This window comes from Pseudomonas guariconensis (assembly GCF_900102675.1).
GTDB classification, from domain to species: domain Bacteria; phylum Pseudomonadota; class Gammaproteobacteria; order Pseudomonadales; family Pseudomonadaceae; genus Aquipseudomonas; species Aquipseudomonas guariconensis.
This window is the reverse complement of record NZ_FMYX01000002.1, coordinates 434,904-449,423: the sequence shown is the minus strand read 5'-3', so window position 1 is coordinate 449,423 and position 14,520 is coordinate 434,904. Positions and strand designations below refer to the sequence as shown.

Sequence of the window (14,520 nt, the reverse complement as noted above, 5' to 3'; positions counted from 1 at the left end):
ATCACGCCCGGGCTTCGTGCGTTCAACCAGGGAACTTTATGTCACGTCGTATTTCCCCCGTCATACCCGGCTTCGGGCTGACACTGGGCTACACCTTGGTGTATCTCAGCCTGATTGTGCTCATACCGCTGGCCGCCATGTTCGTGCATGCCGCGCAGCTCACCTGGGAACAGTTCTGGAGTATCGTCAGCGCTCCGCGGGTTCTGGCCGCGCTCAAGCTGAGCTTCGGCACCGCCCTGTTCGCCGCCCTCATCAATGGTGTGATCGGCACCCTGCTGGCCTGGGTGCTGGTGCGCTACAGCTTTCCCGGTCGCAAGATCATCGATGCGATGATCGACCTGCCGTTCGCTTTGCCCACCGCTGTGGCGGGTATCGCCTTGACCGCCTTGTATGCGCCGGCCGGCTGGGTTGGGCAGTTCGCGACCGACCTGGGCTTCAAGATCGCCTACACCCCACTGGGCATTACCCTGGCGCTGACCTTCGTCACCCTGCCGTTCGTGGTGCGCACGGTGCAGCCGGTGCTGGCCGATATTCCGCGTGAAGTCGAAGAGGCCGCTGCCTGCCTGGGTGCCAAGCCGCTGCAGGTGTTCCGCCACGTGTTGGCCCCGGCGTTGCTGCCGGCCTGGCTGACCGGCTTCGCCCTGGCGTTCGCCCGGGGCGTAGGCGAGTATGGTTCGGTGATCTTTATCGCCGGCAACATGCCGATGAAGACCGAGATCTTGCCGTTGCTGATCATGGTCAAGCTCGACCAGTACGATTACACCGGTGCCACCGCCATTGGCGTGCTGATGCTGGTGGTTTCCTTCATCCTGCTGCTGCTGATCAACCTGTTGCAGCGGCGCATCGAAACCCCTTGAAGGAGGCCCGGTAATGTCTTCGTCATCCCTTGGCGCAGCGGCCGCCGCCAACGCCGCCCGCCGTGGCAGTGCCACCTCAAGGCGTGTGCTGATTGCCCTGGCCTGGCTGGTGTTCGCGCTGTTCTTGCTGCTGCCGCTGTTCATCGTCGTGTCCCAGGCCCTGAAGAATGGCTTTGGCACGTTCTTCGAAGCCATCTTCGAGCCCGACGCCCTGTCGGCGCTGAAGCTCACCCTGTTCGCGGTGATCATCTCGGTGCCGCTGAACCTGGTGTTCGGCGTCAGCGCCGCCTGGTGCGTGAGCAAGTACACCTTCCGCGGCAAGAGCCTGCTGGTGACCCTGATCGACCTGCCGTTCTCGGTTTCGCCGGTGATCGCCGGTCTGGTCTATGTGCTGATGTTCGGTGCCCAGGGGCTGTTCGGCCCCTGGCTGCAGGACCACGACATCCAGATCGTGTTCGCCCTGCCGGGCATCGTGCTGGCGACCATCTTCGTGACTGTGCCTTTCGTGGCCCGAGAGCTGATCCCGCTGATGCAGGAACAGGGCACGCAGGAGGAGGAGGCCGCGCGCCTGCTCGGCGCCAACGGCTGGCAGATGTTCTGGCACGTGACGCTGCCGAACATCAAATGGGGCCTGATCTACGGCGTGGTGCTGTGCACCGCGCGGGCCATGGGTGAGTTCGGCGCCGTGTCGGTGGTGTCCGGGCATATCCGTGGCGTCACCAATACCTTGCCGCTGCACGTGGAGATCCTCTACAACGAGTACAACCATGTCGCGGCCTTCAGCGTGGCCAGCCTGCTGCTGATCCTGGCGCTCTTCATCCTGCTGCTCAAGCAGTGGAGCGAGAACCGTATTAACCGCCTGCGCCACAGCGCCGCGGAGGAATGATTCATGTCGATCGAAGTTCGTAACGTCAGCAAGCGCTTCAACGCCTTCCAGGCCCTGAACAACATCAACCTGGATATCAACAGCGGCGAGCTGGTGGCCCTGCTGGGCCCGTCCGGCTGCGGCAAGACCACCCTGCTGCGCATCATCGCCGGCCTGGAAACGCCCGACCAGGGCAATATCGTGTTCCATGGCGAGGACGTGTCCGGCCATGACGTGCGTGATCGCAACGTCGGTTTCGTGTTCCAGCACTACGCTTTGTTCCGCCACATGAGCGTGTTCGACAACGTCGCTTTTGGCCTGCGCATGAAGCCCAAGGGTGAACGCCCGAGCGAGAGCAAGATCGCCGAGAAAGTGCACGAGCTGCTGAACATGGTGCAACTGGACTGGTTGTCCGACCGCTACCCTGAGCAGCTGTCCGGCGGTCAGCGCCAGCGTATCGCCCTGGCCCGTGCCCTGGCGGTGGAGCCCAAGGTGCTGCTGCTCGATGAGCCCTTCGGTGCGCTGGACGCCAAGGTACGCAAGGAGCTGCGCCGTTGGTTGGCGCGCCTGCACGAGGACATCAACCTGACCTCGGTATTCGTCACCCACGACCAGGAAGAAGCCATGGAAGTGGCAGACCGCATCGTGGTGATGAACAAGGGTGTGATCGAGCAGATCGGTTCGCCGGGCGAGGTGTATGAACACCCTGCCAACGACTTCGTCTATCACTTCCTGGGCGACTCCAACCGCCTGAGTCTGAGCGAGGGCCAGCATGTGTTGTTCCGTCCGCACGAAGTGTCGCTGTCGCGCCATGAGACCGAAGGCCACCAAGCCGCCGAAGTGCGCGACATCCGCCCATTGGGGGCGACCACGCGTGTCACCTTGAAGGTGCCAGGACAGAGCGAGTTGATCGAGGCGGAAGTGGTCAAGGACCACGACAGCCTGTCGGGGCTGGCGCGGGGGGAGACGTTGTTCTTCCGGCCGAAGGTCTGGCAGAAGGTAACGGACATCTGATCCATCGTGCACACCGATAACCCGGGCATCGTCCCGGGTTTTTTTGGACTGCAGGAATCTGTGGGAGCGGGTTTGCCCGCGGATGCATGGTGAAGAGGCGGGCGTAGTCGAGGGCGAACCCGCTCCTACGGAGGGTGTGCAACCCCACCTGTGCGCCAGGGCCATGCCTTGTCGCTATATTTCATATGCCGAGCAGGCATCGTTTTTTCGGTGCACTGCTGCAGCCCTTGAACGACGCGGCCTGGGCGCAACCGTAGCTTCTTTATATTCAAAAAAGATCTATTTTTAATTTTAAATATTACTTTCTGGGATAAGCCTTCGCGCCCGATGATTCAGCCATGAATCACGCCCCAGGGAGTTCTATCGATGGGTAATGTCCAGTCGGCCGTCAGGGCCTACGACCAGCCATGGCGTCCGGCATCGGGCGACCTGGTCGAGCTTGGACGCACGCTTCGCCTGCCATTGGGCCAACTGCGCCTGCAACGCACGCCTGTCAGTGGCCTCAAGCGTCGCGACACGCTGGCACTAGGGCTGCTGGTTTTGGCCCTGCATGGCGCTGCGGCCTACTGGATCAGCCAGGCGCCGACTCCAGTATTGCCCGTGGTTCCACCACAGATTCCGCCGATGACCATCGAGTTCGCCGCGCCCGCACCACCTGTGGTCGAGCCCCCTCCACCGGCTCCAGCGCCGCCCGTGGTCGAGCCGCCACCCCCTGTGGTGGACGAGCTGGCGGCCAAGCCTGCGCCAAAACCGATACCCAAGCCCAAGCCGAAACCTGCGCCCAAACCAGTGGCCAAGCCGCAGCCCAAGCCCGTCGAGGCGCCGCCCGCTCCACCGGTGGCGGCCCCCGCGCCGGTGGCTCCGCCGGCACCGGCGCCGGTTACGCCACCTTCGGCCAGCGCTGCCTATTTGAAGAACCCCGCGCCGCAGTACCCACAAATGGCCCATCGCCGGGGCTGGGAGGGGTCGGTGCTGCTACGTGTCGAGGTGCTCGCCAGCGGCAAGCCTGGGCAGATCCAGATCCAGAAGAGCAGCGGTCGCCAGGTGCTGGATGACGCGGCCCTCGCCGCAGTGAAGCGCTGGAGCTTCGTGCCGGCCAAGCAGGGCGAGGTGGCCCAGGTTGGCTGGGTCAGCGTGCCGATCGATTTCAAGCTTCGTTAATTCGCGCCCATCGACGTACAAAGGAAGACTTCATCATGAGCCTGTTGGCATCCCCACTCGAATCCGTTGAAAGCGCCGTCATCTGGCTGCTGGTTGGTTTTTCCGTGGCTACCTGGGCGTTGGCCTTGGTCAAGGTCGTGCAGTTCGTGCGCCTGAAGCACCAGGATCGGCGCTTCCATGAGCAGTTCTGGGCGGCCTCGAGCCTCGATGCGGCAGCCCAGCCCAGCCACGATCTGCCCGGCCCCGCCGCCCGGGTGGCCCAGGCAGGCTACGCGGCGATTGCCGTCGGGGAGCCGGGCCAGGCCAATGACCTGAGCCATGCCATCAATCATCAGGACCGTCTGGAGCGCGCGCTGCGTCAGCAGATCGTGCGTGAACGCCGCTCCCTGGAAACGGGCCTGGCAGTGGTCGCCAGCATCGGCAGCACCTCGCCTTTCATCGGCCTGTTCGGCACTGTGTGGGGCATCATGGAAGCGCTCAAAGGCATCAGCGCGGCAGGCTCGGCGAGCCTTGAAACCGTGGCCGGGCCGATCGGCGCGGCGTTGGTGGCCACCGGGGTCGGTATCGCCGTCGCAGTGCCTGCGGTGCTGGTCTACAACTACTTCCTGCGTCGCCTCAAGCTGACCGCCGCCGACCTCGACGATTTCGCCCATGACTTCTACAGCCTGGCGCAGAAGAGTGCCTTCCGCGTACTCGTGCACCCTGCAGTGCACAAGGCCCAGACCGGATTCACCCAACCGGTGAAGGAGGCTTCCTGATATGGCCTTCTCGACCCAGGACAGCGATGAAGTCCTCAGTGAAATCAACGTCACGCCCTTGGTGGACGTCATGCTGGTGCTGTTGGTGGTGTTCATCGTCACCGCACCGCTGCTGACCAACGCCATCCCCATCAACCTGCCCAAGACCGAGGCCGTGGCCCCGGTCGAGCAGAAGGACCCGCTGGTGGTGAGCATCGATGGCAGCGGCAAGCTGTTCATCAACAAGGACGAGATCCAGCCCGATCTGCTGGAAACCAACCTCAAGGACGCCAAGGCCAAGGACGCCGAGCTGCGCGTCCAGTTGCAGGCCGACGATGGCGTCAATTACGGCGAAGTGGCGCGGGCCATGGCTGCCATCGAACGCGCCGGGATCAGCAAGTTGGCGGTGATCACCGCACGCTGACCGGCAAACCCTCTTCAGGCAAGTGCTTCAGGGCCATTTTCCTTGGCAGGGGATGGCCCTTTTTTTTGGGCTGTACGTTTTGAGCTTCGTGCGGCAAGAGGGCACGAGTTAGCGACTGAAGCGTGTCGCTTAAAACTTAAAGCTATTAATAAATAGCGCCTTATTCCTTTACTGATATAACCGTCTCCTCAATACTGGTCCCAAGCACGCAAACTTCCAGGAGGCGTCCCCATGCGCAATGAGTCGATCCGTTACCTGATTGTGCCGGGCTGGCAAGGATCGCCAGACAACCATTGGCAAACTCACTGGCAGCGTAGTCTGCCCAACAGCGTCCGGGTCGAGCAGCGCGACTGGCTCACGCCTCAGCGGCGCGACTGGGTCCAGGCGCTGGAGCAGGCAATCGCCGCCGAACGCTCGCCGGTGATCCTGATCGCCCATAGTCTGGGCTGCATCACCGTCGCTCATTGGGCCGCCCAGGCCCGCCCGGCCTTGCTGCGCCAAGTGCGCGGCGCATTGCTGGTGGCTCCGGCGGATGTCGAGCGGCCCAGCTGCTCGCCCGCGCTGCGCAATTTCGCACCGATCCCGCTACAGCCGCTGCCATTCCCGAGTCAGGTGGTCAGTTCGGACAACGACCCGGCCGTCAGTGTGCCGCGTGCATTGCACCTGGCACGGGCCTGGGGCGCCGAGGCGGGGCTGCTGGCCAATGCCGGTCATATCAACGTCAAGTCCGGCCATGAGCGCTGGGAGCAAGGTTTCGCCTACCTCTATCGCCTGCAAGGCCGTATCGAACAGCGGGCCTTGCGCCGCGCCTGATCCGCGAACCGTTCACGTACACCAAGACGCCCGGCCGGCGGCGGCCTCGGGCGGGAGCGCGTCATGACCATCCACAACACTTTCGGTCAGCCTTTGCTGACCTTCCCCGAGCAAGACAAAAGCCCATTGAGCATCCGCGCCAAGGCGCTGGTGTTCATCGACCCTCGTTCGCAACAGCTGCGCGATGCCTTGGAGCACCTGGCACCGCAACCGGTGCCGGTGCTAATCCGCGGCGAGACCGGTACCGGCAAGGAACTGCTGGCCCGACAGGTCCATCGTGCCAGTGACCGCAGTGGGTTGTTCGTCTCGGTGAGCTGCGCGGCGATCAGCCCGACCTACGCCGATGCCGAGTTGTTCGGCTACAGCGCCGGCACCCTAGGGGGAACCGCCAGCGGCCGGGCGGGCTGGTTCGGCTCGGCCAATGGCGGCACCCTGTACTTGGACGAGATCGCCGACCTGCCGCTGGCGATCCAGGGCAAGCTTCTGGCGGCGCTGGAGAACCGCGAAGTCACCCGCGTCGGCGCCCAGCGGCCGCAGCCGGTGGATGTCCGCTTGGTGGCGGCGTCCAGTATCGACTTGGCCCAGGCCGTGCGTGCCGGGCGCTTCAACGAGCGACTCTACCTCTACCTGCGCGAAGGCCAGCTGGAATTGCCGGCGCTACGCGAGCGGGTGGGGGATATCCTGCCGCTGGCCGAATACTTCATCGGAATCTACAGCCTACGCCTGGGCGTTCCGGTGCCGCTGATCAGCGAAGCCGCCCAGCAGGCCCTTGAGGCCCATGCCTGGCCCGGCAATACCCGCGAGCTGGAAAACGTCATCCACTTTGCCCTGTTGGTGAGCGATGCCGGGGAAATCCTCCCACAGCACCTGGACCTGCCCGACACCACGCCGCTGGCCAGCCTGGCGCGCCAACTTGCGCAACTGGGCCAGAGCCAGGAGCCGCAAACGAAATCGGCGGTGCGCCAATTGCTGGCTTCGACGTTGGCGAGCCTGGGATAAACCCTGTGCTAGAGCGGGTAACCGTTGGTCAGAAGCGAATGCGGTAATGGCAATTTGTTTTAGTTATAAGCGGCTAAGCAAAAGATATTGTTCCGGAATAAAAATTCCCGGTATCGTCCGCTTCACGCCCCCATTCAAAGGGTGGGCACCGACTTCGCCATCATCAATGGCTCCAGCTTGATAACAAGGATCACCATGAAAAAAACTCTGCTGACCACTGCCCTGGCCGCTGCCCTGTCGCTGGCCGGTTTCGCCAACGCCGCCGAGAAGCTGGTCGTGGCTGCTACCCCCGTACCCCACGCCGAAATCCTCGAACTGATCAAGCCAACTCTGGCCAAGGAAGGCGTGGACCTGCAGATCAAGGTCTTCACCGACTACGTCCAGCCTAACGTGCAGGTCGACCAGAAGCGTCTGGATGCCAACTACTTCCAGACCCTGCCGTACCTGAAGAACTTCAACGAAGGCAAGGGTACTCACCTGGAAACCGTGATCGGCGTACACGTCGAGCCGTTCGGTGGCTACTCCAAGAAGGTCAAGAGCCTGGCTGAGCTCAAGGACGGTGCCACTGTCGCCATCCCCAACGAAGGCAGCAACAGCGGCCGTGCGCTGATCCTGCTGCAAAAGGCAGGTCTGATCACCCTGAAAGATCCGAAGAACGCCCTGGCCACGCCCAAGGACATCGCCGAGAACCCGAAAAACCTGAAGTTCCGCGAGCTGGAATCGGCCATGCTGCCGCGCGTGCTCGATCAGGTCGACCTGGACATGATCAACACCAACTACGCCCTGGAAGCCGGTCTGAACCCGGCCAAGGACGCCCTGGTAATCGAAGGCAGCGACTCGCCGTACGTGAACTTCCTGGTTGCCCGCCCGGACAACAAGGACAGCGAGGCCATCCAGAAACTGGCCAAAGCCCTGACCAGCCCGCAGGTGAAGGAATTCATCGCCAAGAAGTACAGCGGTGCGGTGCTGCCGGCGTTCTGATCTTCACGCCTGAAAGAAAAACGCCGACGTATTTGCGTCGGCGTTTTCGTTCATGCCCCCGATTTGGCCAGCGCCCGACGCAAGGCCAGGAGCCATTGAAGTTGCTCGTTCGAAATGGGTGGGCAGGCGCTGTTCATTGGGGATTCCTGAAGGCTGTCTGAGTGCCCTTTGAGAGGCCATCGACAGGAAAGATCCCAGGTCAGGACGAAATTTCCGCGCCCGCCGACGAAGGGTACGCGTTGCGGCCGATCGCAGGCTTTGCTCCCAAGGGCACAGCGCCAAGCCGAAGAATGTCGCCGTACCTGTGGGAGCGGGTGGGGCTGCATGGCAGCCCCGGGGATTTCAGCTATTGCGCGGCAACCAGTTCAACAGAAACTCATTCACCACCTGCGGGCTCTCGAGACTCGAGATGTGCCCCGCGAACGGAATCTGCGCCGCCAGGCAGCCGATCAAGCGGGCCATTTCGTTGGACTCTGCCGGTGGCCGGGGAATGTCCTGGTCGCCACACAGCACGATAGTACGTTCGCCTGGCAATTCGCCCAGCCGCGCCAGCAGGTCTGGCCGACCGAAAATCACTCGGCCCATCGGCTCGAGGCTTTCCCGGATCGCCTGGGCGCTGCTGGCCTTGAGCTGGGCGCGAAACTGCTCACGGATCTCAGGTACCGTCTGGCCCCCGGCATGGAAGAAGATCGGTACGACGATGTCGAGCAAGGCATCGCTGAAGCCGCCCGCTGCGCTCGCGGCATCGAGCAGGCCAAAGTATTTCAGGCGGGTGGCGTCCGGCTCGGCGCCCAGGTAGGTGTCCATCAACACCAGGCGGTCGATGCGCTGGGGGTGCTCGATGGCCAGTTGTGCGCCCCACATGCCGCCGACCGACAGGCCGACCAGATGGCATTTCGGGATATCCAGGGCATCGAGCAATGCCAGGTGCTGGCGCGCCAACACGCTCATGTCGGTGGTGGTGGGCGGTGGCGCTGTGGAGTCGCCGTGGCCCCAAAGCTCGGGCACGATCACCCGGTAGTGTTTCGACAGTGCCTCGATCTGCGGCTGCCACATGGCCGCCGACCACAAATAGCTGTGGCCCAGCAGCACGGGGAAACCTTGGCCCTGGTCGACATAGCTCATGCGGGCGCCGTCGATTTCAATGAAGTGCTTGTGCATCGGGATCCTCGGGAGCGAGTTGAAGGTCATGGCTCGGGCCGTCACTGTACCGGCAGCAGTCGCAAGGTGCTTTGCGCTGGAATCACACCCATCTGCGCCCGTTGATATCGCCCATTGATGTAATCCTCGGCTTGGTCGCCATAGTGCGGGTCGAACAGCACACCGCTCTGGCCTACCGGGTTGATGGTCAGGGCCGCGCCGGGGTCTGCGAAATCGATCAGGCGCCGGGTTGAGGGGCCGTAGTTGACTGCCCAGGGTGCCGGACCGATCTTCGCCGAGAGGTTGTTGGGCACCTCATGGGTACCGGGTGCGGCGAAGGGGCCAACGTTGAACAGCAGGTTCAGCGGCTTCTTCACTCCCAGCGGGTGGTTGTGGGTCAGGGTGTGGGCTTTGCCCCACTGCCAGCGGGCCGGGTCCTTGCCGAACGTCTCGCGCAGGTGAGCGAGGCTGCGTTGCCAGGCCAGCTTGACGATAGCGGTGCGGTCGGTATGTTCGCTGGCGCCGCGTAGCGCCCACCAAGGCGACTCGGGATCGGCTGCCAGGCGCGGCAGGGCTGCATCGATGACGCGGGTGTTGATCAGGACCGGGAACCAGGTATCTCCCAGTTCGTCGTGCAGGGCTGCGAAGGCCAGTTCATACAGGAACTGGTTGAACAGGGTGGCACTGGTCGAATCCAGCGGGTAGTCGCCCCGCCAGGCGGCCAATTGTTCCACCAGTTCCTTCTCCTGCTCGCCCTGAGCGATGGCGCGCAAAGTGCCCATCAGCGGTGCCAAGGTGCGTGGGCCGTAGTCGGTGGCGGTATCGAGCTGCAAAGCTTGGGTGTTTTGGGTGTCCCACTGGATACCTGGCGCGGCCAGGTGTCGGTCGAGCTGGCGACCACGATCGGGCAGGTTGTAATAGCCAGGGACCGGCACGACGGCCGGAGGCTGGAAGTTGGCCGAGACGATGTAGCCGCTGGCAGGGTTCTCTTGCTGTGGGTTCACGCTGAACGGGTAGAAGCCGGGTTTGTCGGCCTGGGACGTGCTGCCATCGAGAATGAACGACGGATTGACCCCCTCTGGGCGCACCGGCAATTGCGCTGCTGCCCACCACCCGATGTCGCCACGGGCATTGGCCCAGACAAGATTCAGGCCGGGGGCATGGATCTTCGCTGCCGCGTCGCGCATCTTGCCCAGGGTATCGGCGCGGTTGACCTGATAGAAGCCATCGAGCAAGGGGTTGTCGGTTTCCAGGAATGCCCACCACATGGCAATCGGCCTAGGCCCGGCGGTGGCGCCGATCACATCGTTGACGATCGGGCCGTGGGGCGAGCGACGTAGGGTGATAGACGCGGGGGCCTGGCCTTTGACAGCGATCTGCTGCTCGACTTTTTCCAGCGGCTGCCACCTGCCAGCGACCCTGACCTGATCGGGGTCGTTCGGGTTGACCTGCTCGGCGATCAGGTCCACGTCGTCGTTCTGGAACATGGTCAGGCTCCAGCCGAAGTCCAGGTTGTGACCGAGCAGGGCGAAGGGGTTGAGCGCCTGGAAGTAGCCATACAGGTTGAACCCCGGTGCCGACAGTTCAGCCTCGTACCACACTGCCGGGACGGCAAAGCCAATGTGCGGATCGCCGGCCAGCAATGGGCGGCCGCTGCGCGTGCGGGTGCCAGACACGGCCCAGGCATTGCTGCCTTCGAACTGGGGGATGCCGGCCTCGCCCAAGGCCTCGTGACTCAAGCGTGCCAACTGCTCCAGGCTGCGCCAGTCCGCAGCAGCCAGGGGCGCGGCCAGGGCGCCGTCCGGTTGCCAGTCGAGATCGAAGATTTCCAGGTACTGAGGGCCGAGCTGATCGCGGATATAGGTCAGCGCAGGCTCGGTGCGAAAGGCAGCGGCAAAACTGTACGCCAAGTAGCCGGCGATGCTGAGCGTGTCCTCGGCGGTGAAGGGGCGTGGGTGGATGCCCAGCAGGTCGAACTCCATGGGCTTGGGGTGGCTGGCCTGCCATTGGTTGACCCCGTCCAGGTAGGCCTGTAGCGCCTGCCAGGCCGGCGATTGCTGGTCCTGGCGCTGGGCCATGCGTGTGGCCTGTTCGCGGATACGCAGGCTGCGAAACAGGGTGTCGGTGGGGATCAGGTCGGCGCCCAGCACTTCGGCCAGCTCTCCACGGGCCAGGCGCCGCAGGATTTCCATCTGGAACAACCGGTCCTGGGCATGCACATAGCCCAGGGCACGGTACAGGTCAGACTCGTTCTGCGCCTGCAGATGAGGGACGCCGCGAGCGTCGTAGCGTACGCTGACCGGCGCCTCGAGGCCGGCAACACTTGCCTGGCCCTCGCGCTGTGGCTGCTTGCCTTGCACGTACCAGTAACCGGCGCCTACGGCAGCGGCAATCGCCACTGCCAGCAGGGTCAGGCTGCGCTTCATCAAGACTCCTTGTGCATTCGAGCGAAAAGTGTGGTCCGATCATCGACGGATTCGCGAACTGAGCATAGTCCCCTGGAAGGAGTCTCCATGTCCCTCAGCGAAAAACAGAAAATGCTGACTGGCCAGCTTTACCATGCCGGCTGCCCTGAACTGCAAGCCGAGCAGATCGCCAACAAGCACTGGATGCACCGCTACAACAGCAGTGTCGAGCTGCTCAACGACGCCCGCCACGCGCTGTTGGTGGAGCACTTCGGCCATGCCGGCCCAGGCGCAGTGATTCGTCCGCCATTTTATTGCGACTACGGCTACAACATCAGCGTGGGTGCCAACACCTTCATGAATTTCAATTGCGTGATTCTCGATGTGTTGCCGGTCCATATCGGCGAGGACTGCCAGATCGGCCCTGCGGTGCAGATCTACACCGCTGACCATCCGCTGGACCCCGAGGTCCGCCGCAGCGGGTTGGAGAGCGGCCGGCCGGTGCGCATTGGCAACAACGTGTGGATCGGTGGCGGGGCGATCATCCTGCCGGGCGTGAGTATCGGCGACAACGCCGTGGTGGGCGCCGGCAGCGTGGTCACCCGCGACGTGCCGGCCGGGGCGATCGTGGTGGGCAACCCAGCGCGGGTGCGTCAGCCGGCCCAAGGGCAGTAGCAGCCCTGGGCCAGGGTGTTGGACGCGTTGATCTTGCGGCCTTCGACCAGCGCCTTGAGGACCGGCTCGATGAAGCTGTTGCTGGCATTGCACACGGCGCCCTCGCTATAAGGGCCGAAGTAGGCCAGGCGGCCTTCGCGGTCCCAGATGGCCACGGCGGGAGACGCTGGCAGGTGCTCGCTGCCGGGCAGCGCGGCCAAGGGTTGGAGCGCCGCCAGGTTGTCAGGCAACTGGCCTTGGCTACCGGGCTTTTGCACCACATGAAAGCGCACGCCTTGAGGTGCGAAATGTTCGATCAGCTCGCCCAGGTGCTGCTGGTTGCCGACGTTGCAGGGGCAGGCCGGGTCCCAGAAATGCACCACCCGGATCGGGCCTGGGCCGGCCAGCTCGGCGGGCAACTGCAATTGGCTGCCCTCGAACAGCGTTGTCTGGTCGTCGAACGTGCGCAGGTAGCGCGCCTGGAAACTGGCGTACGCCCACCAGAGGACGGCAGCGCAGAGCAGCAATGCGAAGGCGGTGAGCAGGGATTTTCGGGTGGGCATGGTGTGTCCGCAGGATTTGGGGCAGCGAGAACCCTGTGGGAGCGGTCTGTTCTGGCAAAGGGTCTAGCTTGCCACGATGACGCCCAGAGCTGAATATCACAGGTCAATACTCGCTTCGCTGTGGATCCGCCCGATGCCCGCCACCTTTCACCCCGACCTCCTGCGCGCCAGCCTTGCGCCCTTGGCGGCCCGCCACCCTCTGTCGTCCCAAGGCCTGGACTACCAGCGTTTCTATGGCCTGGACCTGCCGGTGCGCCAAAGCTGGCTGGGCGGCTTCAAGGCGGCGGGCTTCGAGTTGGTGGGGCAGGTGTGGTTGCCGCAGCGGCCTGTGGCGACGCTGTTTCTGCTGCACGGCTACTACGACCACATGGGGCTGTACTGCCATGTGATCGAATGGGCGTTGGGTCAGGGGTTCGCGGTCATCAGTTGCGACCTCCCAGGCCATGGGTTGTCGAGTGGCGAACGGGCCAGCATCACTGATTTCGCCGTCTACCAGCAGATGCTCGATGCTTTGTTCGAACAGGCCCGTCTGCTCGACTTGCCACGCCCATGGCATCTGTGCGGGCAGAGCACTGGCGGGGCGATCGTGGTGGATCACGTGCTGCACCACGGCGAGCAGAGCCCGGCCGATGGCCAAGTGATCCTGCTGGCGCCTTTGGTGCGGCCACGCTCGTGGTATTGGTCGAAACTCAGCTATTGCGTGCTGCGCCACTTCGTCAACGGCATCGAGCGGCGCTTCAGCGAGAACAGCAACGATCCGGCGTTCCTGCCGTTCCTGGAGGCCGACCCACTGCAACCGCGGCGGTTGCCGACGGCCTGGGTCGGGGCCCTGGTGGCCTGGGTCAAGCGTATCGAGGCCGCGCCGCGCAGCGTGCGGCGACCGGTGATCGTGCAGGGGGAAGCCGACGCCACGGTGGATTGGCCCTACAACCTCAAGGTGCTCAAGGCCAAGTTCGCCGAGCCGCAGATCCTCATGCTGCCCGAGGCGCGTCATCATCTGGCCAACGAGTTGCCGGCCATTCGCCAGCGCTACTTCGCCTTCATCGATCAGCGCCTTGGCTGATCACTGCAGGTCTGCGGCGCTCCGCCCCACCGCCAGACCGGCGCGCACCGCTTCCAGGGCTGCCTTGTAGTAGGCCTTGCCCTCGGCGGATTCGGCGAAGGTGGCGAATTCCTCGAGCTCGGCGTCGGACAGGTCGCGGTAGACGTACAACAGGGTGTTGTTCAAATCCTCGCCGATCTGCTGCATCAGGCGCTGGCGCTGGCCATCGAGCAGGCTGCTGGCCTGACCTGCCCCGAACAGGCCGGGGATCATGGAGCTGAGGCTGTCGGCCGCGACGCCGGCGATTGCCAGGCTCACCTCGGCACCGGCTTCCCGGGCAGGCAGGGCCTGGGCCAGGTGGCCGATGATCAGCATACGGTTGTCGCTGGCCTGGATCTTCGGCAGGCCCTTGGCATTCTTGGCCAGTTGGTCCTTGCGCGTAGCCAGCAGTTCGGCGGCCACGACCTTGCGCCCAAGCGGCGACTGGAAGAAGGCCAGCGCAGGCGCAGGGTTGGGCAGGTTGGCGCGCAATTGCGCCTGGGCCCGGCGGTCCATGGCCTGGGCCTGGAAACGCTGGTTGCTGTTGTTGACCAGCGCCTGGTAGACCGCAGGCGGCAGGCTGTTCTTGTAGCGCTGCTGGGCAGCGCTCACGGCATCGGTGAAGTGGGCGCGCTGGTCGGGCCAGCCGGCGACCTTGTACAGCTGATCGAGACTGTCTGCCCAGACAGGCATGGTGCAGATCATCATCAGCAGCAGGGAAAACAAACGGCGCATTCAGGACTCCTGTCGGCAGGCCGCTATTGTCCTTGGGGCGGCGTGGCTTTGTCGAGACGCCGATGACGGTTGGCGGCCAAGTGGCGCTGTC

15 protein-coding genes are annotated in these 14,520 nt (G+C 63.9%); 11 read left to right on the top strand and 4 right to left on the bottom strand.

The window, feature by feature from the left end:
- Positions 1–38: 38 nt before the first annotated feature.
- The 9 genes from cysT (at position 39) to BLS27_RS04900 (ending at position 7,851) form a co-directional block, all read left to right on the top strand.
- On the top strand, positions 39–857 hold the full coding sequence (gene cysT / locus BLS27_RS04940) for a sulfate ABC transporter permease subunit CysT (RefSeq protein WP_043211517.1): 819 nt from the start codon (positions 39–41) through the stop codon (positions 855–857).
- Between the two features lie 13 nt (positions 858–870).
- Positions 871–1,743, top strand: a complete 873-nt coding sequence (gene cysW / locus BLS27_RS04935) for a sulfate ABC transporter permease subunit CysW (protein WP_043211515.1) — start codon at positions 871–873, stop codon at positions 1,741–1,743.
- 3 nt (positions 1,744–1,746) lie between these two features.
- On the top strand, positions 1,747–2,736 hold the full coding sequence (locus BLS27_RS04930) for a sulfate/molybdate ABC transporter ATP-binding protein (protein WP_090343457.1): 990 nt from the start codon (positions 1,747–1,749) through the stop codon (positions 2,734–2,736).
- A 366-nt stretch (positions 2,737–3,102) separates the two neighbouring features.
- A complete protein-coding gene (locus BLS27_RS04925; protein ID WP_043211510.1) occupies positions 3,103–3,897 on the top strand; it encodes an energy transducer TonB in 795 nt (264 codons plus the stop codon).
- A gap of 35 nt (positions 3,898–3,932) precedes the next feature.
- A complete protein-coding gene (locus BLS27_RS04920; RefSeq protein WP_043211508.1) occupies positions 3,933–4,655 on the top strand; it encodes a MotA/TolQ/ExbB proton channel family protein in 723 nt (240 codons plus the stop codon).
- Between the two features lies 1 nt (position 4,656).
- Positions 4,657–5,058 carry an ExbD/TolR family protein gene (locus BLS27_RS04915; RefSeq protein ID WP_043211507.1) on the top strand — a complete coding sequence of 134 codons (402 nt, stop codon included), beginning with the start codon at positions 4,657–4,659 and terminating at the stop codon, positions 5,056–5,058.
- Positions 5,059–5,289: 231 nt separating this feature from the next.
- Positions 5,290–5,871: an alpha/beta hydrolase gene (locus tag BLS27_RS04910; RefSeq protein WP_090343454.1), complete on the top strand. Its 582-nt coding sequence runs from the start codon at positions 5,290–5,292 to the stop codon at positions 5,869–5,871.
- Positions 5,872–5,934: 63 nt separating this feature from the next.
- Positions 5,935–6,870: a sigma 54-interacting transcriptional regulator gene (locus BLS27_RS04905; RefSeq protein ID WP_090343451.1), complete on the top strand. Its 936-nt coding sequence runs from the start codon at positions 5,935–5,937 to the stop codon at positions 6,868–6,870.
- Between the two features lie 195 nt (positions 6,871–7,065).
- Positions 7,066–7,851, top strand: a complete 786-nt coding sequence (locus BLS27_RS04900; RefSeq protein ID WP_043211500.1) for a MetQ/NlpA family ABC transporter substrate-binding protein — start codon at positions 7,066–7,068, stop codon at positions 7,849–7,851.
- Between the two features lie 342 nt (positions 7,852–8,193).
- Here BLS27_RS04900 and BLS27_RS04895 read toward each other — a convergent pair whose 3' ends face one another.
- A complete protein-coding gene (locus BLS27_RS04895; RefSeq protein WP_090343447.1) occupies positions 8,194–9,012 on the bottom strand; it encodes an alpha/beta fold hydrolase in 819 nt (272 codons plus the stop codon).
- A 41-nt stretch (positions 9,013–9,053) separates the two neighbouring features.
- The gene (locus BLS27_RS04890; protein WP_090343444.1) at positions 9,054–11,417 is read right to left on the bottom strand and encodes a penicillin acylase family protein; all 2,364 of its coding nucleotides are present in this window, start codon (positions 11,415–11,417) and stop codon (positions 9,054–9,056) included.
- A gap of 87 nt (positions 11,418–11,504) precedes the next feature.
- On the opposite strand from BLS27_RS04890, the gene BLS27_RS04885 reads away from it, so the two are divergent.
- Positions 11,505–12,071 carry a sugar O-acetyltransferase gene (locus BLS27_RS04885; protein WP_043211492.1) on the top strand — a complete coding sequence of 189 codons (567 nt, stop codon included), beginning with the start codon at positions 11,505–11,507 and terminating at the stop codon, positions 12,069–12,071.
- Here the strand turns inward: BLS27_RS04885 and BLS27_RS04880 are convergent.
- Positions 12,050–12,613: a DUF6436 domain-containing protein gene (locus tag BLS27_RS04880; RefSeq protein WP_043211490.1), complete on the bottom strand. Its 564-nt coding sequence runs from the start codon at positions 12,611–12,613 to the stop codon at positions 12,050–12,052. The genes BLS27_RS04885 and BLS27_RS04880 overlap by 22 nt on opposite strands.
- A 133-nt stretch (positions 12,614–12,746) precedes the next feature.
- On the opposite strand from BLS27_RS04880, the gene bipL reads away from it, so the two are divergent.
- Entirely contained in the window at positions 12,747–13,676 is a 930-nt protein-coding gene (gene bipL / locus BLS27_RS04875) for a phospholipase BipL (protein WP_090343441.1), read from the top strand.
- Here the strand turns inward: bipL and BLS27_RS04870 are convergent, their stop codons facing one another.
- Positions 13,677–14,429: a DUF2059 domain-containing protein gene (locus BLS27_RS04870; protein ID WP_090343438.1), complete on the bottom strand. Its 753-nt coding sequence runs from the start codon at positions 14,427–14,429 to the stop codon at positions 13,677–13,679.
- Between the last annotated feature and the right edge of the window lie 91 nt (positions 14,430–14,520).